At 70.9% G+C, this 17,138-nt stretch carries 18 protein-coding genes, 1 tRNA gene, 1 other RNA gene and 2 pseudogenes; 6 read left to right on the top strand and 16 right to left on the bottom strand.

Annotated features, from left to right (window positions below):
* Window positions 1-14 precede the first annotated feature (14 nt).
* From BLQ62_RS15150 to BLQ62_RS15180, 7 genes and pseudogenes are all read right to left on the bottom strand, one after another.
* Entirely contained in the window at window positions 15-797 is a 783-nt protein-coding gene (locus tag BLQ62_RS15150) for an acyl-[acyl-carrier-protein] thioesterase (RefSeq protein WP_231857753.1), read from the bottom strand.
* Window positions 798-807: 10 nt separating this feature from the next.
* Window positions 808-1,650, bottom strand: coding sequence for an ABC transporter permease (locus BLQ62_RS15155; RefSeq protein WP_068530090.1), 843 nt, complete (start codon window positions 1,648-1,650; stop codon window positions 808-810).
* Complete coding sequence (locus tag BLQ62_RS15160) at window positions 1,647-2,633, bottom strand: ATP-binding cassette domain-containing protein (protein WP_068530087.1); 987 nt, start codon at window positions 2,631-2,633, stop codon at window positions 1,647-1,649. Before BLQ62_RS15160 ends, BLQ62_RS15155 begins: the two co-directional genes overlap by 4 nt.
* Window positions 2,634-2,713: 80 nt before the next feature.
* Window positions 2,714-3,126: RNase P RNA component class A (gene rnpB, locus BLQ62_RS15165), an RNA gene on the bottom strand.
* A gap of 33 nt (window positions 3,127-3,159) precedes the next feature.
* Window positions 3,160-3,786: pseudogene (locus BLQ62_RS15170) on the bottom strand (histidine phosphatase family protein); the annotation flags it as partial.
* A gap of 17 nt (window positions 3,787-3,803) precedes the next feature.
* Window positions 3,804-4,562, bottom strand: coding sequence for a zinc ribbon domain-containing protein (locus BLQ62_RS15175; RefSeq protein WP_068568944.1), 759 nt, complete (start codon window positions 4,560-4,562; stop codon window positions 3,804-3,806).
* A 10-nt stretch (window positions 4,563-4,572) separates the two neighbouring features.
* A complete protein-coding gene (locus tag BLQ62_RS15180; RefSeq protein ID WP_068530083.1) occupies window positions 4,573-5,688 on the bottom strand; it encodes a Nif3-like dinuclear metal center hexameric protein in 1,116 nt (371 codons plus the stop codon).
* A 49-nt stretch (window positions 5,689-5,737) separates the two neighbouring features.
* On the opposite strand from BLQ62_RS15180, the gene BLQ62_RS15185 reads away from it, so the two are divergent.
* Window positions 5,738-6,208: a low molecular weight protein-tyrosine-phosphatase gene (locus BLQ62_RS15185; RefSeq protein ID WP_068530080.1), complete on the top strand. Its 471-nt coding sequence runs from the start codon at window positions 5,738-5,740 to the stop codon at window positions 6,206-6,208.
* Window positions 6,201-7,067, top strand: coding sequence for an SURF1 family cytochrome oxidase biogenesis protein (locus BLQ62_RS15190; protein ID WP_082756935.1), 867 nt, complete (start codon window positions 6,201-6,203; stop codon window positions 7,065-7,067). Before BLQ62_RS15185 ends, BLQ62_RS15190 begins: the two co-directional genes overlap by 8 nt.
* On the opposite strand, the gene BLQ62_RS15195 is transcribed toward BLQ62_RS15190, so the two are convergent.
* Window positions 7,006-7,947: a cobalamin biosynthesis protein gene (locus BLQ62_RS15195; RefSeq protein ID WP_068568757.1), complete on the bottom strand. Its 942-nt coding sequence runs from the start codon at window positions 7,945-7,947 to the stop codon at window positions 7,006-7,008. The two genes, BLQ62_RS15190 and BLQ62_RS15195, sit on opposite strands and share 62 nt — an antisense overlap.
* A complete protein-coding gene (locus tag BLQ62_RS15200) occupies window positions 7,944-8,405 on the bottom strand; it encodes a MarR family winged helix-turn-helix transcriptional regulator (RefSeq protein WP_068530075.1) in 462 nt (153 codons plus the stop codon). The genes BLQ62_RS15195 and BLQ62_RS15200 overlap by 4 nt, the downstream gene beginning before the upstream one ends.
* Window positions 8,406-8,513: 108 nt before the next feature.
* Here BLQ62_RS15200 and BLQ62_RS15205 point away from each other — a divergent pair, with 108 nt between their 5' ends.
* Together BLQ62_RS15205 and BLQ62_RS15210 are read left to right on the top strand one after the other, a co-directional pair.
* The gene (locus BLQ62_RS15205; RefSeq protein ID WP_068568759.1) at window positions 8,514-10,610 is read left to right on the top strand and encodes an MMPL family transporter; all 2,097 of its coding nucleotides are present in this window, start codon (window positions 8,514-8,516) and stop codon (window positions 10,608-10,610) included.
* Between the two features lie 37 nt (window positions 10,611-10,647).
* A complete protein-coding gene (locus tag BLQ62_RS15210) occupies window positions 10,648-11,043 on the top strand; it encodes a hypothetical protein (protein ID WP_068568761.1) in 396 nt (131 codons plus the stop codon).
* A gap of 3 nt (window positions 11,044-11,046) precedes the next feature.
* On the opposite strand, the gene BLQ62_RS15215 is transcribed toward BLQ62_RS15210, so the two are convergent.
* The 3 genes from BLQ62_RS15215 to BLQ62_RS15225 form a co-directional block, all read right to left on the bottom strand.
* Window positions 11,047-11,664 carry a VOC family protein gene (locus tag BLQ62_RS15215; RefSeq protein ID WP_068568762.1) on the bottom strand — a complete coding sequence of 206 codons (618 nt, stop codon included), beginning with the start codon at window positions 11,662-11,664 and terminating at the stop codon, window positions 11,047-11,049.
* A gap of 66 nt (window positions 11,665-11,730) precedes the next feature.
* A complete protein-coding gene (infA, locus tag BLQ62_RS15220) occupies window positions 11,731-11,952 on the bottom strand; it encodes a translation initiation factor IF-1 (RefSeq protein WP_068568764.1) in 222 nt (73 codons plus the stop codon).
* Complete coding sequence (locus tag BLQ62_RS15225) at window positions 11,949-12,407, bottom strand: hypothetical protein (RefSeq protein ID WP_068530064.1); 459 nt, start codon at window positions 12,405-12,407, stop codon at window positions 11,949-11,951. The genes infA and BLQ62_RS15225 overlap by 4 nt, the downstream gene beginning before the upstream one ends.
* A 221-nt stretch (window positions 12,408-12,628) precedes the next feature.
* On the opposite strand from BLQ62_RS15225, the gene BLQ62_RS15230 reads away from it, so the two are divergent.
* Window positions 12,629-14,047, top strand: coding sequence for a dihydrolipoyl dehydrogenase family protein (locus tag BLQ62_RS15230; RefSeq protein ID WP_068568766.1), 1,419 nt, complete (start codon window positions 12,629-12,631; stop codon window positions 14,045-14,047).
* Window positions 14,048-14,064: 17 nt separating this feature from the next.
* Here BLQ62_RS15230 and BLQ62_RS15235 read toward each other — a convergent pair whose 3' ends face one another.
* Entirely contained in the window at window positions 14,065-14,595 is a 531-nt protein-coding gene (locus BLQ62_RS15235) for a DUF6817 domain-containing protein (protein ID WP_068568768.1), read from the bottom strand.
* Window positions 14,596-14,959: 364 nt separating this feature from the next.
* Here BLQ62_RS15235 and BLQ62_RS15240 point away from each other — a divergent pair.
* Window positions 14,960-16,131: pseudogene (locus tag BLQ62_RS15240) on the top strand (IS481 family transposase); the annotation flags it as partial.
* Between the two features lie 43 nt (window positions 16,132-16,174).
* On the opposite strand, the gene BLQ62_RS15245 reads toward BLQ62_RS15240, so the two are convergent.
* The 3 genes from BLQ62_RS15245 to BLQ62_RS15255 all read right to left on the bottom strand — a co-directional run bounded on the left by BLQ62_RS15245 (window position 16,175) and on the right by BLQ62_RS15255 (window position 17,125).
* Window positions 16,175-16,251, bottom strand: a tRNA-Val gene (locus tag BLQ62_RS15245).
* Complete coding sequence (locus BLQ62_RS15250) at window positions 16,242-16,742, bottom strand: peroxiredoxin (RefSeq protein ID WP_068568770.1); 501 nt, start codon at window positions 16,740-16,742, stop codon at window positions 16,242-16,244. The genes BLQ62_RS15245 and BLQ62_RS15250 overlap by 10 nt, the downstream gene beginning before the upstream one ends.
* The gene (locus tag BLQ62_RS15255; protein ID WP_068530056.1) at window positions 16,739-17,125 is read right to left on the bottom strand and encodes a DUF3052 domain-containing protein; all 387 of its coding nucleotides are present in this window, start codon (window positions 17,123-17,125) and stop codon (window positions 16,739-16,741) included. Before BLQ62_RS15255 ends, BLQ62_RS15250 begins: the two co-directional genes overlap by 4 nt.
* Between the last annotated feature and the right edge of the window lie 13 nt (window positions 17,126-17,138).

Here is a 17,138-nt window from a genome sequence, read left to right on the forward strand (position 1 = left end):
GATGCCGCTCACGCCTACTCCGCCAGCGCCTCGACGCTCATGGCCGCGGCGGTGCGATCCCCCGCGACCAACCAGGCGTAGAGCACGTCGCCGTCGCGGTGCGCCAGCAGCGTCGGCTCGTCCTCGAGCTGCAGCGCCGAGTTGTGCTCGACCACGCCGCGCAGCGGCAACCGCTCGCGCAGGTCCGGCTGGGTCGCCAGCACCTCCTCGAGTGCGGTCCAGTACACGGCGTTGTTCACGTGCTGGATGATGTCGAGATCGGCGGCCCGCAGCAGGAAAGGCACCTCGACGGCCTCCGGGTGGGGCTTCGGATCCAGCCACTGCTTCCACCGCAGCACGCCGCGCTCGGCGGCGGCACCGAACGTGGACAGGAACGTCTCGCTCAGCGCCGACGGGGTGAGGGTGTCGATGTTGAAGTTGATCCAGAAGGCCTCGGTCTCGATCCGCGTGCCCTTCTGCCCGTCGATGCCGATGCGCACGTTGCACCACCGCGAGCCCATCTTCGAGCCCCAGCGCTCCACCGTGAGGATGTCGGGCTGCTCGCCGCCCTCGAGGATCTCGATGACGGTGCGCCGCACCACCCAGTACGGGTGCACGTCCTCGTAGTCGACGTGGCGCAGGTGATCCTGCCCGGTGTCCTGCAGGTAGCGGGCCACTCCGTCGAACTTGAGGCGCCGGTCGGGGCTGACCGCATCGCCCCGCACGGAGCGCTGCGCCGTGTAGATGGCGCCGCTGTCCAGCAGCTCGCGGCGACGCTCGGGCTCGGTGATGCGCGGGGGCAGGGGGTCTCCGATCACCCGCCCGAGCCTAGTCGACGGTGCGCTTGTTGAACGCCCGCACGGCCAGCGGGCCGAACACCGCGGTCAGCGCGATCGACCAGAGGACGGTGGCCAGCACGGGATGCTGCAGGGACCAGGGCGCGCCCTCGCGCAGCGGCAGGTCGTTGCCCCACAGCTCGCGCATGGCCTGGACGAGCGAGGACACGGGGTTCCATTCGGCGATCGCGCGGAGCCACGGCGCCATCCCCTCGGTGGGGACGAATGCGTTGGAGAGGAAGGTGATGGGGAACATCGTGGCGAACATGAAGCCGTTCACCGCCTCGATGGACTGCATCAGACAGCCGACGAGGATCCCGAACCAGATCATGGCGAAGCCGAACAGCAGCAGGACGAGGAAGCCGAGCACCGCGTCCACCGGATTCGTGCGGATGCGCCAACCGATCGCGAGCCCCGTCAGGCTCATGACGACGATGCCGATCGACGAGTGCAGCAGGCTCGCCATGCTGCGCCCGATGAGTACGGAGGCGCGGCTGATCGGCAGCGACCGGAACCGGTCGATGACGCCCTTCTCGAGATCCGTGGTCAGGCCGCCCGCGACCACGAAACAGGTGAACACCATCGTCTGCCCCAGGATGCCGGGCAGCAGGTACTCGCGGTAGGAGACGCCCTGGGTGGGGATCGCGGAGCCGAAGACGAACGCGAACAGCACGGTGAACATGATCGGCTGGATGGTGACGTCGGAGAGCATCTCGGGCATGCGCTTGGTGTGGATCATGCTGCGGCGAACCATGATCCAGGACTGCTGCCACAGGCTGGTCTGATGCGTCTCCACACCGCCCACGCCGGCGGCCTCGGTGGTGGTGGCGGTCATGCGGTGGCCTCCTCGGCGTCCGGAGCATCGGTTTCGGTGCGGCGTCCGGTGAGGGACAGGAAGACGTCGTCGAGGCTGGGCCGCGCAAGACCGAGATCATCGACCTTGATGCCGCTCTCCCCGAGCAGTGCGCCGGCGCGGTTCAGGTCGTCGAGCCCGTTGGCGGGGCTGCTCACCCGGCGTGCGCCCTCGTCGACGAAGACCTCACTGCCGAGCTGCGCGAGGATGTCGCGGGCGACGGGCAGATCGGCCGCGTCCGAGACGGTCAACACCAGGCTGGCGGCGCCGGCGCGCTCCTTGAGCTGCAGCGGGGTGCCCTGCGCGATGATCCGCCCCTTGTCGATGACGATGATCTCGTCGGCCAGTTGATCCGCCTCCTCGAGGTACTGCGTGGTGAGCAGCAGCGTGGTGCCGTTCGCCACCAGCGTGCGCAGCACGTCCCACAGCTCGGAGCGGGCGCGCGGATCGAGACCGGTGGTGGGCTCGTCGAGGAAGAGCACCGGCGGCGCGGTGAGCAGGCTGACCGCGAGGTCCAGCCGGCGACGCATGCCGCCCGAGTAGGCCTTGACCTGCTTCTCGGCCGCCGCGGTGAGCGAGAACTGTTCGAGCAGCTCCGCACTGCGCCGCTTCAGGGCGGCGCGCGGGATGCCGTAGAGACCGCCGATCATCGCCAGGTTCTCCCGCCCGGTGAGGATCTCGTCGACGGTGGCCGCCTGACCGGTGAGCCCCATGCTGCGCCGCACCTCGATGGGGTTCTCCCGCACGTCGTACCCCGCGATGCGGGCGGTGCCCTCGGTGGGTGGCGACAGTGTGGTCATCATCCGCACCGTGGTGGTCTTCCCCGCGCCGTTGGGGCCGAGCAGCCCCAGGACCGAACCGCGGGGCACCTGGAAGCTCACCCCGTCCACCGCTGTGAAATCGCCGAACCGTTTCACCAGGCCGATCGCTTCGATCGCCCAGTCACCGCTCTCACCGTGTGTCATGACTCACACGGTAATGCGGCCCACCGACAGGTTTCCATCGCTTTTGCGCGCGCTCGACGAGCCGCCCGATCGGACGGGGGCGGACGAGCTGACGTGTAAGCCGGATCCTGTCCCCCGCCGCATCGCTGCGGCGGGGTGGCGACCATCCATCTGGACACACCGTCACCGGGTGCCTCGAGCGGTCCACCCGCGCGCTCGGGCGAGCAGCCCTCGAACACGCGCGCAGCGGAACCGTGGGGTTCCGCCTTCGACCTTGCTCCGGGTGGGGTTTACCGAGCCACGACGGTCACCCGCCGCGCTGGTGCGCTCTTACCGCACCGTTTCACCCTTACCCGGGCCGAAGCCCGGGCGGTCTGTTCTCTGTGGCACTGTCCCGCGGGTCACCCCGGGTTGCCGTTAGCAACCACCCTGCCCTGTGGAGTCCGGACTTTCCTCGATCCGGGCGTACTGGTGCTCCAGCCGTTCCCGAGATCGCGGCCGCCCGGTCAGCTCGTCCGCGCCGACCAGGATACCCCGCGGGCGGGCGTCAGATCGCCGCGGTGCGGTTGACCTGGCGCACCGACGCGCCGCCGTCGGGATAGAAGTCGGCGATCGAGATCGATGCCAAGTCCAGGTGCAGCCGGTAGAGCAGCTGCGGGCCGACGTCGAGCGCGATGCGCAGGGCCGTCTTGATCGGCGTGACGTGGGAGACGAGCGCGACGGTGCGTCCACGGTGTTCGACGGTGATCCGGTCCAGTAGGGCCGCGACGCGGGCGTGCACGTGATCGAAGCTCTCGCCGCCGGGTGCGGCGACGGAGGTGTCGCCCAGCCAGCGGCCGTGCAGCTCCGGGTCCCGCGCGCGGGCCTCGCTGAACGAGAGCCCCTCCCACGCACCGAAGTCCGTCTCGATCAGGTCGTCCTCGATCTCGACCGTGAGCCCGCGGCCGGCGTTCACGGCCTCGGCGGTCTGCCGGGCACGATCGAGCGGCGACGACAGGATCGCGTCGATCCGCGTCTCGCGGAGCAATTGCGCCGCCTGCGCGGCCTGCTCCCGACCGAGGTCGGTGAGCGACGGATTCCCGCGGCCCGAGTAGAGGCGCCCGACGGACGCGGGGGTCTGGCCGTGGCGCAGGAGGATCAGCCGGGTCGGCTCGTGCGCGGAGACGGTCCACCCGCCGCGCTGCGCGCCGCTCACTCCTCGGGCCTGGGCTGCGGCAGCCCGGACTCGAAGGTCCGCACCAGGATCGCGCCGCACTCGTCGCAGTGCACGACCGCGTCGGCGGGCTTGCGGGCCACCGAGTCCAGGAATCCGCGGTCGAGCTCGAGCCGGCAGGCCCCGCACCGCCGGGCCTGCAGGAGTCCGGCTCCGGTGCCCGAGCTCGCGCGCCGCCGCTCGTACTCGGCGTAGAGGTCCTCGGGGAGCGTGCCGACGGTGGCCTCGCGGGTGGTGGCGGTGCGGGCCTTCGCCACCTCGATGTCCTTGAGCGTCTCCTCGCGGCGGCGGGCGACCGCGGCGATCTCGTCGCTCGTCGCGTTCACGGTGGCCTCGGCGCGCTGCTGATCGAGCGCGACGGCCTCGCGCTTCTCCATGAGCTCGAGCTCCTCGTCCTCGAGGACCGACTGGCGCCGCTCGAGCCCCTTGAGCTCGTGCTCGATCTCGGTGAGCTGCTTGGCCGGCACCGCTCCGGAGGCGAGGAGCTCGCGGTCCTTGCGCTCGCGCAGGCGGGTCTGCTCCACCTCCTTCTCCAGCTTGCTGATGTCGCGATCGAGATCCTCTACCAGGATCGACACCCGCACGGACTCGTCGCGCTCGGTGGTGGCGCGCTTCTCGAGTTCCGCGATCTCCGCGTCCTCGGGCAGGTGGGTGGCGCGGTGCGCCAGGCGGGAGATCTCCGCGTCGACCTCGGCGAGGTCCAGCAGGATGCGTTGGGCGGCCGGATCAGCGTTCATCTGCGCCACTCTACGCATCCGCCGTCGGCGCGGCCCGCACCGTGAACGGATCGGTCGGGGCGTCGTGGACGGCGACATCGAGGTAGGGCCAGAGCAGCTCGGCCACGGAAGCGCACCACGGGAACTCGGTGCCCCAGTGCCCGGCGTCGATCACCGCGGGCCCGCCGGCGCGCAGGTGCTCGTCGACGGGGTGGTGCCGCAGGTCGCCGGTCACGTAGGCGTCCACGCCGAGCCTCCCGACGGTGCCGAGCAGCGAGTCCCCCGCGCCCCCGCACACCGCGACGGTGCGGATCGTCGCGTCCGGGTCGCCGGCCGCACGGGCGGGCGACCCGAGCGCCTGCGCGACATGGGCGGTGAAGGCGGCCAACGACATCGGCTCGGGCAGCGTTCCGATGCGGCCGAGGCCCCACTCCCGCTCGGCGCCGACCAGTTCGACGACGTCGTGCGCGGGCTCCTCGTAGGGGTGCGCGTCCCGCAGGGCGCGGGCGATGCGCTCGCGGTGGGCGGGCGCCGCCACGAGCTCGATCCGCGTCTCGGCGAGCGCGGTGAGCTCGCGGGCGCTGCCGATGGCGGGACTCGCGTCGTCACCGGGCCGGAACTGGCCGACACCGTCGACCCGCCAGGCGCACTCGGAGTACTCCCCGACCTCGCCCGCCCCGGCCTCGAACATCGCGGCCAGCACCTCGTCGGCCCGCGCGGGCGGCACCATCACTCCCCACCGGTCCAGGCGCAGCGGCGCGTCGAGGTGTTCGACGGGGCCGGTGACCTCGAGCCCGAGGGCACCGGCGAGCGCGTCGTTGACGCCGCCCCGCGCGCGGTCGGCGTTGGTGTGCGCGGTGAACAGCGCGCACCCGCCGCGGATGAGGCGGTGGATCAGCGCCCCCTTGGGCGTGCTCGCGGCGACGGTGTCGACGCCGCGCAGCAGCAGCGGGTGGTGCGCGATGAGCAGCTGCGCGCCGCGGGCGAGTGCGGCGTCGACCACCGCGGCGGTGACGTCGACGCAGACCAGGACGTGCGTGACCTCGGATTCCGGGTCGCCGCACACCAGTCCGACACTGTCCCACCCCTCCGCGAGCCGGGGCGGATACGCCTGATCGAGCATCTCGATGACCTCTGCCAGCTTCATGTCCACCAGCGTATGCGGGGCCCTCGCACGCGTCGGGCAAGATGGAGGGGTGAGTACTCCGCTGCATGTCACGTTCGTGTGCACCGGCAACATCTGCCGTTCGCCGATCGCCAAGATCGTCTACGAGCGGGCCGTCGCCGATGCCGGGCTGGCCGATGCGGTGCGGGTCACCAGCGCCGGCACCGACGGCTGGCACGAGGGCGAAGCGGCGGATGCGCGGGCGCAGGACGTGCTCGCGGAGGCCGGCTATCCCACCGCGCACACGGCCGCCGAGCTCACCGACGATCACCTCGCAGCCGACCTGGTCGTGGCACTGCACCGCTCCCACATCGCGCCGCTCCGCCGCCGCGGCGTCCCGGACGAACGCCTCCGCCTGCTGCGCGGTTTCGACCCCGGCGCCTCGCACGAGAGCGTGCCGGATCCGTACTACGGCGACCACGACGACTTCCGCGCCACGCTCGCGCAGGTCGAGGCCGCGATGCCCGGGCTCATCGAGTGGACGCGAGAGCACAGTGCCTAGCTGGATCAAGGTGATCTTCCAGCCGCGGTGGATCGCCCTCGCCATCGCGGCCATCGCCTTCACCGCACTGTGCTGGTCGGTGCTCGCGCCGTGGCAGTTGGGCAAGAACAGCTCGACCAGTCACCGCAATCAGCAGATCGCCGATTCGGTCAACGCCGATCCCGTCCCGGCCGCGCAACTGCTCGGGGGCCGGACCGACGTGCCCAAGGACGCCGAGTGGCGGCGGGTCGTGCTCACCGGGCAGTACCTCGCGGACAAGCAGTCCCTCGCCCGACTCCGCAATCAGGACGGCAAACCCGCGTACGAGGTGCTGGTGCCGTTCGCCGCGGACGACGGCGCGACCTATCTCGTGGACCGCGGTTTCGTGCAGACGCCGACCGGCGGCGTCGTGCCGGAGTTCGCGCCGCCACCGTCGGGCACGGTGACCGTGCAGGCGCGCGTCCGAGCCCCCGAGAAGACCGATCCGGCGCGTGGCCCGCGGACGGAGGGCGGCTATCTGCAGGTCTTCGCGATCGACCCGTCGGCGATCGGTCCGGCGCAGGGCATCGCCTTCGCGCCCGGCTACCTCAACCTCGACGAGGGGCAGCCCGGCGGTCTCGACCCGATTCCGCTACCGATGCTCGACGCGGGCCCCTACCTCTCCTACGGCCTGCAGTGGCTGGCGTTCGGCATCATGGCGCCGCTCGCGATCGGCTACTTCGTGTGGTCGGAGGTGCGGCGCCGGCGCGAGGACAAGGCCGTCTTCGACGCCGGGACCGCGGAGGCCGGGGAGCCGTCGGACGACGCCCCGCCCGAGATCAGCGCCGAGGCCGCGCGTGCCGCACGGCTCGCCGACCGATACGGACGCAAAGGACAGTAGCGGCCAGGGCGCCGAGCTCGACCGCCAGCGACAGTCGCGACGCGCGCGCCAGATCGCGCGGCTCGGGCGCGCGCCCGTCGCCCAGGGTGGGCCGCAGTTCCACGCCGTGCGCGTACTGCGTGCGGCCGCCCAACTGCAGCCCCAGCGCTCCCGCCGCGGTCGCCTCCGCCACCCCCGCGTTGGGGCTGGGGTGCTTCGCCGCGTCCCGCCGCCACGCCCGAACGGCGTCCGACGGTGCCCCGCCGACCGCCGGCGCGAGGGCGACGGTGACCGCGCCCGCGAGCCGCGCGGGGACGTAGTTGAGCACGTCGTCCAGCCGGGCGGACGCCCAGCCGAAGTCGCCGTAGCGCTCGTTGCGGTAGCCGACCATCGCGTCGAGGGTGTTGGCCGCCCGGTAGGCGAGCAGGCCGGGCAGGCCCGCGACGGCGCCCCAGAACAGCGGCGCGACCGCGGCGTCCGAGGTGTTCTCGGCGACGGATTCGGTGGCCGCACGGGCGAGCCCGGCGGTGTCGAGGACGGACGGATCGCGGCCGCACAGGCTCGGCAGAAGGGCGCGCGCACCGCCGATGTCGCCGCGCTCGAGGTCGGCGCCGAGGCCCGCGCCGACCTTGCGCAGGCCCGCTCCCCCGACCACCGCCCAGGTGCCGATCGCGGTGGCGCCCGGCACGTTCCGCGCCGCACAGCCGAGCGCGACGGCACCGCCCACCAGGATCGCGGTGTAGGCGACGCCCCGCAGCCGCGACGGTGCGTACATCCTCGCCTCGAGCGCCTGCGCGAGAGTGCCGAAGCCCGCGACCGGGTGATACCTGGCCGGATCGCCGACGAGCTCGTCGGCGAGCACGCCGAGCGCGAGCTCAGTGGCGCGGCGCGGTTCGATCATCGCTCGCCCGCGCCGCGCTGGGAGCCGATGAGTTCGAGGAGCAGGCCGCGCAGCACCGGCTCGGAATCGCCGAGCGCGGCGATCAGCGCCGGGTCGGTGCGCTCGCGTTCCACGAGCTCGCGGTAGACCGTGCGCCCGGCGTCGGTGGCGGTCACCACTTTCCGGCGCTCGTCGGCCGGATCGGGCTCGCGCGCGACGTACCCGCTGCGTTCGAGTCGTTCGACGGTGCGGCTCGCGGTCTGGTCGGTCACGCGTGCGACGCGCGCGATCTCGCGCTGCGACGCGGGGCGCTCCGCGACGACGTGCAGCACGACCAGGCCGGCGCTCGAGATGTCGTACTCCCGCAGCACGGCCTCCCAGGAGTGCTCGACCAGACGGGCCGCCATCGACAGCAGCCGGCCCGTCGGCCATTGCGCGATTCCCTCGTCCACCACTGCACCTCGCTCCACCGCTTGCATTCGTTCAGCCTGCTGAGCTTTAATCAGCAGGCTGAACGTTTCGGGGACGCCCCCGAATCTCCGCTGCACACGTTATGCCCCGCACCCCCACAGAGACGAGCCGCCGTGATGACGACGCCGCGCACCACCGATCGCCCCGCCCGCCGCTGGCGCCGGCTCATTCCGGCGCTGCTCATCCTCGGATGGCTCGTCCTGGGCGCCGCGGGAGGCCCGTTCGCCGGGAAGCTGGGCGAGGTGCAGTCGAACGACAACACCTCGTTCCTGCCCGCCTCCGCCGAGGCCACGGAGGTCTCCCGGCTCGAGGCGTCCTTCACCGACACCAGCGTGATCCCCGCGATCGTCGCCGTCGAGCGCACGTCCGGGATCACCGACGCCGACACGTCGTTCGTCACCGGCGCGATCGACCGCGCCGCCGGCGCCGGCGGGGTGGGCCCCGCCGGCGCTCCGCCGGTGCGGGCCCAGGACGGCCGCGCTCTGCAGGTGGTGGTGCCGATCGACACCGGCGGCGAGGTCGCCGACAGCGTCACCGCGCTGCGCGACGCTCTCGCGAGCGGCACGCCCGACGGGCTCACCGTGTACGTGACCGGCCCGGCCGGCACCGCGGCCGACCTCACCGAGGCCTTCGGCGGCATCGACGGGATGCTGCTGCTCGTCGCCGGCGCGGTGGTGATCGCCATCCTGATCGTCGTCTACCGCAGCCCGATCCTGCCCTTCGTCGTGATCGTCTCGGCGATCCTGGCGCTCTCGCTCGCGAGCGTGGTGATCTACGCCCTCGCGGCGAACGGCGTCATCACCCTGAACGGCCAGAGCCAGGGAATCCTGTTCATCCTCGTCTTCGGCGCCGCCACCGACTACGCACTGCTGCTCGTCGCCCGCTTCCGCGAGGAACTCGGCACCACCGCCGATCGCTACGCCGCCATGCGCGCGGCGTGGCGCGCCACGCTGGAGCCCGTGGCCGCGTCGGCGGGCACCGTCATCGCAGGCGTGCTGTGCCTGCTGCTCTCGGACCTCAACTCCAACCGCGGGCTGGGGCCGGTCGCCGCGATCGGGATCGCCGCCTCGTTCCTGGCGTCGATGACCTTCCTGCCCGCGGCGCTCGCACTGCTCGGCCGCAGCGCCTTCTGGCCGCGGCGCCCCGAGGTGGTGGAGACCGGCGAGGAGACGCCCGAACAGGCGCACCGGTTCTGGGCCGGGCTGGCGCAGCGCATCGGCCGGCAGCCGCGCCGGTTCTGGATCGCGACCACCCTGCTCCTGCTCGTGGGAGCGGCACTGGCACCGCAGTTCCGCGCCGACGGCGTCGCAGAGTCCGACACCTTCCTCGTGACCGTCGATTCGCAGCGCGGCCAGGACGTGCTGTCCGCCCACTTCGACACCGACGACGGCTCCCCCGCGATGATCATCGCCGATGCCGGCGCACTCGAGGCCGTGCGTTCCGCGGCCGCGGGGACGGAGGGCGTCGCGGGCGTCGCCGTCGTTCCCGGCGCCGACGGTGCGCCGAAGACCGTCGACGGACGCGTCGCACTCCGAGCGACTCTGCGCGACCCGGCCGATTCGCGCGCAGCCGAGGACACCGTGGTGCGCCTGCGCGACGCGGTCCGGGGTGTGGACGCCGCCGATGCGCTCGTGGGTGGGCCGACCGCCGTCGACCTCGACACCAGGACGACCGCATTGCACGACCGGAACCTGATCATCCCGGTGGTGACCGTCGTGGTACTGCTGATCCTCTGCCTGCTGCTGCGCGCGATCCTGGCGCCGATCCTGCTGATGGCCACGGTGATCCTGTCCTTCGCGGCCACCCTGGGCGTCTCGTCGATCGTCTTCAACGACCTCCTCGGATTCCCCGGCGCGGACCCGGTGGTCCCGCTGTTCGCCTTCGTCTTCCTCGTGGCGCTCGGGATCGACTACAACATCTTCCTCATGACCCGCGCGCGCGAGGAGGCGATGGTCGTGGGGACGCGCACGGGCATCCTGCGGGCGCTGACCGTCACCGGCGGGGTCATCACCTCGGCCGGCGTGGTGCTCGCGGCGACCTTCTCCGCGCTGGCGGTCATCCCGCTGATCTTCCTGGCCCAGATCGCCTTCATCGTGGCCTTCGGCGTCCTGCTCGACGCGCTCATCGTGCGCACCCTGCTGGTGCCGGCGCTCGTCCACGACATCGGGCGCACGGTCTGGTGGCCGAGCAGGCTCCGCCTCGGCAAGGAGTAACGCGACAGAATTCATTATCCGCATGTTAATGTGCGTCATGCGTAATACTCGTCGTACCGCACTCGTCGCCATCACCGTCGCCGCGGGCGCGGCGGCCGCCCTGCCCACCACGGCTGCCGCTGCACCCAAGACCGACGCCGACCTGGCCAAGTCGGTGGGGTGCGGGTACGCCGCCTCCGTCGAGGTGCACGCGGCGGGCGCCGGCGGATCCAGCTACACGTCGAAGGTGATCAGTCGGCGCGGCTCGATCTACGTCGTGGAGTGCGAGGTCCGCACCGCGAAGCCCGGGAACTCCACCATGTACTTCAACGACCCCGAGCCGGGCGCGATCTACCGGGTGACGGTGGACGCGAACAACCGCTTCTTCATCATCGGCGCCGAGGGGCCGCACGTCCCGTCGGTCCGGCCGCCGGCCCCGGCGCGGGCCGCGTAGCCGCTACTGCCAGACGAAGCCGTCGGGGTCGATGAGCGGCCCCAGCGCCCCGTCGATGCGCAGGCGGTGCGAGCCGCTGCCCTCGGCCGGCACCCCGGCGTCCTTCGCGGCGGCCCGGCGCCCGTACAGCGCGAGCTTCACCGCCCCCGGCGCGGCGTCGAACTCGACGTACTTGCGGCCGAAGCTCTTCGCCACCGTGAGCCCGCGCTCGACGTAGAAGGCCTTCGTCGCGGACACGTCGTCGACGCCGAGCAGCAGCACGGTGTCGCCGACGACGCGCAGCGGCGCGCCGGTGTTCCTCTTCGACGACGAGGCGACCTTCCAGAGGGTGCCGTCGGGCGCGCGGAAGACGGCACCGTAGCCCCAGAAGGACCTCCGCGCGGGCTTGATCTCCGTCGCGCCCGCCGCGAGGGCGGGCCCGACGAAGGAGTCGACGACGGCCGGCTCGGCGACGACCAGCGAGATCACCGCGCCGCGGAAGCCCGCGGACGGTTCCACGGAGGTCGTGCAGAGCAGGCCGTGTCCGGGGCCGAAGGCGGTGTCGTAGAAGGCCTGCGCGGCAGCCGGATCGGCGACCTCCAGGGTGAGGGACCGGATCGGAGTGGAGAGCGAGATCGTCATGCCCAGAACGCTAGGAGCAGCAGGGGCCTGCGGGCTTCTCGATTCCTGACCGATCCGGCGCCCTGCTCAGTTCCGGTACCGGAAGACGATGCGTCCGCGCGAGAGGTCGTAGGGGCTGATCTCGACGAGCACCCGATCGAGCGGAACGATCTTGATGTAGTTCTTCCGGATCCTCCCGCTGATGTGCGCGAGGACGATGTGGCCGTTGTCGAGCTCCACCCGGAACGTCGCGTCTCGCAGCCCCTCGACGACGGTGCCGGCGGCCTCGATGCCGCGTGACCGGGTCATCGTCGCACCAGCTCGACACAAGTCTCGACCGCGACCCCTCCGGCCCGCTCGATCACGGCGACTGCCGCAGCGTCCGCGGGATCGGCGTGCACCGCGAGGAACGGCGCGACGCCGGGCGCGGATCGCACCCGCCATGCCCCGGGTGGGCTGACGGCGGGCGGCGGGTCGAGCGGGATGCGATACAGCGTTTCGCGCCGGTGCGGGGCGAAGCCGTGCCGACGCCACGCGGCGAGCAGGTCGCGATCACAGTCCGCCACGAGCGTGAACGACGGGGACGGGAGTTCGGCGAGGAGCGTTGCGGCGAGAAGATCGAAAGCCGTTGCGCTCCAAGCATCGATACTGACGTATCCGGCTCGTCGCGCCGGACCGCCTCGGCCGATGAGGCGGCCGTCGCCGTCGACGGCGAGCCAGTCGCCGTCGTCCGCGCGCCGGAGGGTGAGAGGGGAATCGTTCATGGTGGTGCCTTCCAGGAATGCCGAGCGCGGCGCTCCTGGTGACGACACCTAGGCCGACCGTGAGAACGGAGGGAGCACCCGCGTGCGTGAGTCGTTCACTGGTCCCACCTCCTTCGGCCGGTCACGGTCGCCCGCAGCGTATCCCCCGGCGCGATCCGGACGCATCTGCTTTTCCAGCGAAGAGCCAACGGGCGACGTACCGTTGCCTGTGGAGGTGCAACATGAGCGAATCCGAGTACGACGTCATCGTGATCGGTGGCGGCCCCGTCGGCGAGAACGTCGCCGACCGTGCGGTCCGGGGCGGCCTCACCGCCGCGCTGATCGAGTGCGACCTGTTCGGCGGTGAATGCTCGTACTGGGCGTGCATACCGTCCAAGGCGCTGCTCCGCCCCGGAGAGGCACGGCGCGCGGCACAGCACGTCCGCGGCGCACTCGCGGGTGACGCCGCACCGAATCCGGCGGAGGTGTTCGCCCGCCGGAACGCCGTGGTGAACAACTGGAACGACAGCGGCCAGATCGACTGGGCCGGCAGGCAGGGGATCACCGCACTCCGCGGCATCGGGCGCCTCGCCGGAGAACGGCGCGTCACCGTCACGGATCCGGAGGGGGTCGAGACCACCCTCACGGCGCGCCACGCGGTCGTCGTCTCCACCGGCACCCGCGCCGCCGTCCCCGACATCCCCGGACTGCGCGCGGCGAAGCCCTGGACGAGCCGCGAGGCGACCAGCTCGCAGACCGCACCCGACCGGCTCGCCGTCATCGGCGGCGGCGTCGTCGCCGTGGAGATGGCGACGGCCTACGCCGGGCTCGGCTCCGCGGTCACGATGGTCTCGCTGACCCCGTTGTTGGCCAACGTCGAGGCGTTCGCAGGTGAGGCTGTGCTCGAGGGCCTGCAGGCCCTCGGCGTCGAGGTGATCACCGGCGATTCCCCGGCGACGGTCACCCGCGCCGACGACGGCGTGGTCACCCTCGAGACCAAGAACGGGCGCACGATCGTCGCCGACGAAGTGCTGGCCGCCACCGGTCGCGCGCCGAGCACCGCCGACATCGGGATGGAGACGGTCGGGCTCGAGCCCGGTGCGTGGTTCGCCGTCGACGACACCTTGCGCGTGGACGGCTTCGATTGGCTCTACGCCGTGGGCGACGTCAATCACCGTGCGCTGCTCACCCATCAGGGCAAGTACCAGGCACGCGCCGCGGGCGAGGTGATCGTCGCGCGGGCGCTCGGCGAGGAGGTCGACGACGCGGCGTGGGGTCGCCACGTCGCGACCGCCGATCACGCGGCGGTGCCGCAGGTGATCTTCACCGATCCCGAAGTCGCGGCGATCGGCCTGTCGGAGGCACAGGCCCGCAAGGCGGGCACCGAGATCACCGTCGTCGACTTCGACCTCGGCTCGGTCGCCGGCGCGGTCCTCTACCAGGACGGGTACGCGGGCCGCGCGCGGATGATCGTCGACGAGGGCCGCGGTGTGATCATCGGCATGACCCTGGTCGGCCCGGCGGTCGCAGAGCTGCTGCACGCGGCGACGACCGCGGTCGTGGGCGAGGTGCCGATCGCGCGGCTGTGGCACGCCGTGCCGTCCTTCCCTACGATCAGCGAGGTGTGGCTACGGCTCCTGGAGGCCTACCGGGACCGGTAGCCCGCGTCGCGCAAAAGTCACCCAGCCAGCAGGAGCGGCAGGTCGGGGTGAGCCGCAGGTGGGAGCCAATGCTGCGACGTCAGCGCAAGTGCGTGCAGAGTATTGCCGTGTTGCTGTGCCAGCGCGCTATTGTGCTGCATCACGTCGATCTCGTTCGCGAAGGTCAGCGCCACGAACGCGCGGGTCTCAGCATCAGTGAGCGTCAGCTCTCGCCCTGTGAAACGGTCTTTCAGCACGAACGGCGCGCGGCCCGGGAATTGCGGGTACGAGGTGGAACGGTCGCACGCACCGTATTGGTAGACGACATTCTCAGCATCCTCGCCGATCACGGCGCGCAGCTCGTCGCGGGCAGTGAACGGGATCAACCCGTCGTCGAACCCCGCAGTGCCGTAAGCGGCATGAGTCAGTCCTGCGGCCTGCACGGTCTGGGGTAGCCGCCACGCGGCGAGCCTATCCGCTACCCGCAGAAGATGGTCGCGCAACGTGCCGCCGGGGTGTGCGACCCGTCCCGCACCGTGCGAATCCAGCCACTCAGTACCGGCTTCCATACCGCCGAGTCTACGGTCCGGCTAGCGATTCAGGATGTTGGGTTCTGGGGCAGCAGACATGCTCCCGAGCACCCGTAGTGGTCAGATCTCCGAAATCGTGAACCACGCGGACGCCCCGGGGACGGAGACCCAACACCGGCACCGGTCTCCGACGGCATGCGTGAAATGCATGGCCTTGGCGGGGAGTTCGCCACCTGTCCAGGAATAACAGGGCGATACGTCTGGCGCACGACTTGACGAGCAGACTGCAGCCCATGAGTGCGCGCGGAGGTGTCTGGGTTCACGACTTATGTCACAGGTGATACGTCACCGATGAGTCGGGACATATGTCGCACCCCTGTCAGGTAGGCGATAGTGACCGTGCATGTCCCGTGCACGCGTCGCAGTGATGAAGGTCGTCTCACAGCAGCTCTCGGTCACCGACGCAGCCCGGCAGCACGGCTACTCACGCAGACAGCTCCGACGACTGCTCGCCCGCTACCGCACCGCCGGCCTCGACGCCGCGGAACCCCGCTCCCGACGTCCCAAAAGCAACCCCTCCGCGACACCACACGCAGTGCGCGAGAAGATCATCACTCTCCGACGCGACCTGACCTCCCGAGGCCTCGACGCAGGCCCAGTCACCCTCGCCTGGCACCTCGAACAAGCCGGCCTCGCCGCCCCATCGACCTCGACCGTCCGCCGGATCCTGCACACCGCCGGCCTCATCACACCCGAACCACGCAAACGCCCGAAAAGCTCATACCTACGGTTCGAAGCTGCCCAACCGAACGAAACCTGGCAATCGGACTTCACCCACTGGCGACTCGCCGACGGCACCGACGTCGAAATCCTCAACTGGCTCGACGACCACTCCCGCTACCTGCTCTCCTACACCGCCCACCAGCCGGTGACCGGCGCCGACGTCGTCACCGCCTTCCTCGCCGCAGTCGAGCAGCACGGAGCACCCGCCTCCACCCTCACCGACAACGGCCGCGTCTACACCGCCCGATTCGGCGGCGGCCGCAACGCCTTCGAGTACCTACTGCCACTACTGGGCGTGAGACAGAAGAACGGCTCCCCCGGACACCCTCAGCCCCAAGGCAAGGTCGAGCGGTTCCACCAAACCCAAAAGCGATACCTCGCGGCACAACCACCAGCCCACACCATCGATGAGCTGCAGAAACAGCTCGATCAGCTCCGCGAACACTACAACGAGAACCGACCACACCGCGCCCGCGAACGCACTACCCCCGGCACCGCTGACCGGGCCACCGCCAAGCACTCCCCGCCACGCCACAACCCGCCGGCCACTACCGCGTGCGCTACGACCACGTCGATCCCCGAGGCAAACGAGCCTCCCCACGCCGGCAGAATGCACCACCTCGGCATCGGCGCCGCACACGTGTCATCGCCATCATCGACGACGCCACCGTCACCGTCATCCACCTCGACACCGGCCAAGTCCTCGCGACCAACACCATCGCACCCGACAAGACCAACTGGCGAAACACGCAGAAACCCCCGGCCGATGGCCGGGGGCTTCCCAAAAGTGACATCTGTCGCGACTCATGTGTGACACATGACGCGACTCATCACATGGTGCGCGCGGAGGGACTCGAACCCCCGACAGCCGGTGTGTAAGACCGGAACTCTAACCAACTGAGCTACACGCGCTTGCCGGATGAGGCTAGCGCAGCGAGGGCGTCTTCCCAAAGCGACTGATCGCGCGGGACCCCCGGCTCGTTCATCTCGGAGAACCGGACGACGCCCTCGCGGTCGATCACGAAGGTGCCCCGGTTGGGGTATCCGTGCTTGGCGTTGAGCACACCGTAGTCGCGCGAGACCGCGCCGTGCGGCCAGAAGTCCGACAGGATCGGGAACAGGTAGCCCTGCGTGCCCGACCACACCTTGTGCGTGGGCGGCGGTCCGACGGACACCGCGAGGACGGCGGCATCGTCGTTCTCGAACGACGGGAGCGAATCGCGGATGCCACCGAGCTCGCTCTCGCAGGTGCCGGTGAAGGCGAGCGGGAAGAAGACGAGCAGCACGTTCTTGCGCCGGCGGTAGGAGTCGAGCGAGACGGTGCGGTTGTTCTGGTCGCGCAGCGTGAACGTCGGCGCGATCGCCCCGACGGACAGCGGGCCCTCGAGCTCGGCCGAAGTCACCTCTTGGCCACGCGGCCGGACTTCGGCTGCACCAGGCGGGAACCGATCCACGAACCGAGGTTCGTCGAGGAGGTCTGGGTCAGGCCGGCGGTCGGTGCCGCCTCGGCGATCTCACTGGGCTGCACGTGACCCGGCTGACCGGTCTTGGGACTGAGCACCCACACGTAGCCGTCGTCGGAGAGCGGCGTGATCACGTCCATGAGGGTGTCGACCAGGTCCCCGTCGTCGTCGCGCCACCACAGCACCACCACGTCGACCACCTCGTCGGTGTCCTCGTCGAGCATCTCCCCGCCGATGAGCTCCTCGATGGACAGGCGCAGATCGTCGTCGGTGTCGTCGTCCCAGCCGATCTCCTGCACGATGTTTCCGGGCTGCAGGCCCATCTTCTGGGCGAAT

The organism is Tsukamurella pulmonis (assembly GCF_900103175.1).
GTDB lineage: Bacteria > Actinomycetota > Actinomycetes > Mycobacteriales > Mycobacteriaceae > Tsukamurella > Tsukamurella pulmonis.

Bases quoted from the DNA above. Each gene is read 5' to 3' on its own strand.
- infA (WP_068568764.1), bottom strand. From the start codon at position 11,952: ATGACCCGGTCACGCGGCATCGAGGCCGCCGGCACCGTCGTCGAGGGG.
- BLQ62_RS15210 (WP_068568761.1), top strand. From the start codon at position 10,648: ATGCGTAATACTCGTCGTACCGCACTCGTCGCCATCACCGTCGCCGCG.
- BLQ62_RS15155 (WP_068530090.1), bottom strand. From the start codon at position 1,650: ATGACCGCCACCACCACCGAGGCCGCCGGCGTGGGCGGTGTGGAGACG.
- BLQ62_RS15235 (WP_068568768.1), bottom strand. From the start codon at position 14,595: ATGGAAGCCGGTACTGAGTGGCTGGATTCGCACGGTGCGGGACGGGTC.
- BLQ62_RS15200 (WP_068530075.1), bottom strand. From the start codon at position 8,405: ATGCAAGCGGTGGAGCGAGGTGCAGTGGTGGACGAGGGAATCGCGCAA.
- BLQ62_RS15195 (WP_068568757.1), bottom strand. From the start codon at position 7,947: ATGATCGAACCGCGCCGCGCCACTGAGCTCGCGCTCGGCGTGCTCGCC.
- BLQ62_RS15225 (WP_068530064.1), bottom strand. From the start codon at position 12,407: ATGAACGATTCCCCTCTCACCCTCCGGCGCGCGGACGACGGCGACTGG.
- BLQ62_RS15180 (WP_068530083.1), bottom strand. From the start codon at position 5,688: ATGAAGCTGGCAGAGGTCATCGAGATGCTCGATCAGGCGTATCCGCCC.
- BLQ62_RS15255 (WP_068530056.1), bottom strand. From the start codon at position 17,125: ATGGGCCTGCAGCCCGGAAACATCGTGCAGGAGATCGGCTGGGACGAC.
- BLQ62_RS15215 (WP_068568762.1), bottom strand. From the start codon at position 11,664: ATGACGATCTCGCTCTCCACTCCGATCCGGTCCCTCACCCTGGAGGTC.
- BLQ62_RS15160 (WP_068530087.1), bottom strand. From the start codon at position 2,633: ATGACACACGGTGAGAGCGGTGACTGGGCGATCGAAGCGATCGGCCTG.
- BLQ62_RS15175 (WP_068568944.1), bottom strand. From the start codon at position 4,562: ATGAACGCTGATCCGGCCGCCCAACGCATCCTGCTGGACCTCGCCGAG.
- BLQ62_RS15205 (WP_068568759.1), top strand. From the start codon at position 8,514: ATGACGACGCCGCGCACCACCGATCGCCCCGCCCGCCGCTGGCGCCGG.
- BLQ62_RS15230 (WP_068568766.1), top strand. From the start codon at position 12,629: ATGAGCGAATCCGAGTACGACGTCATCGTGATCGGTGGCGGCCCCGTC.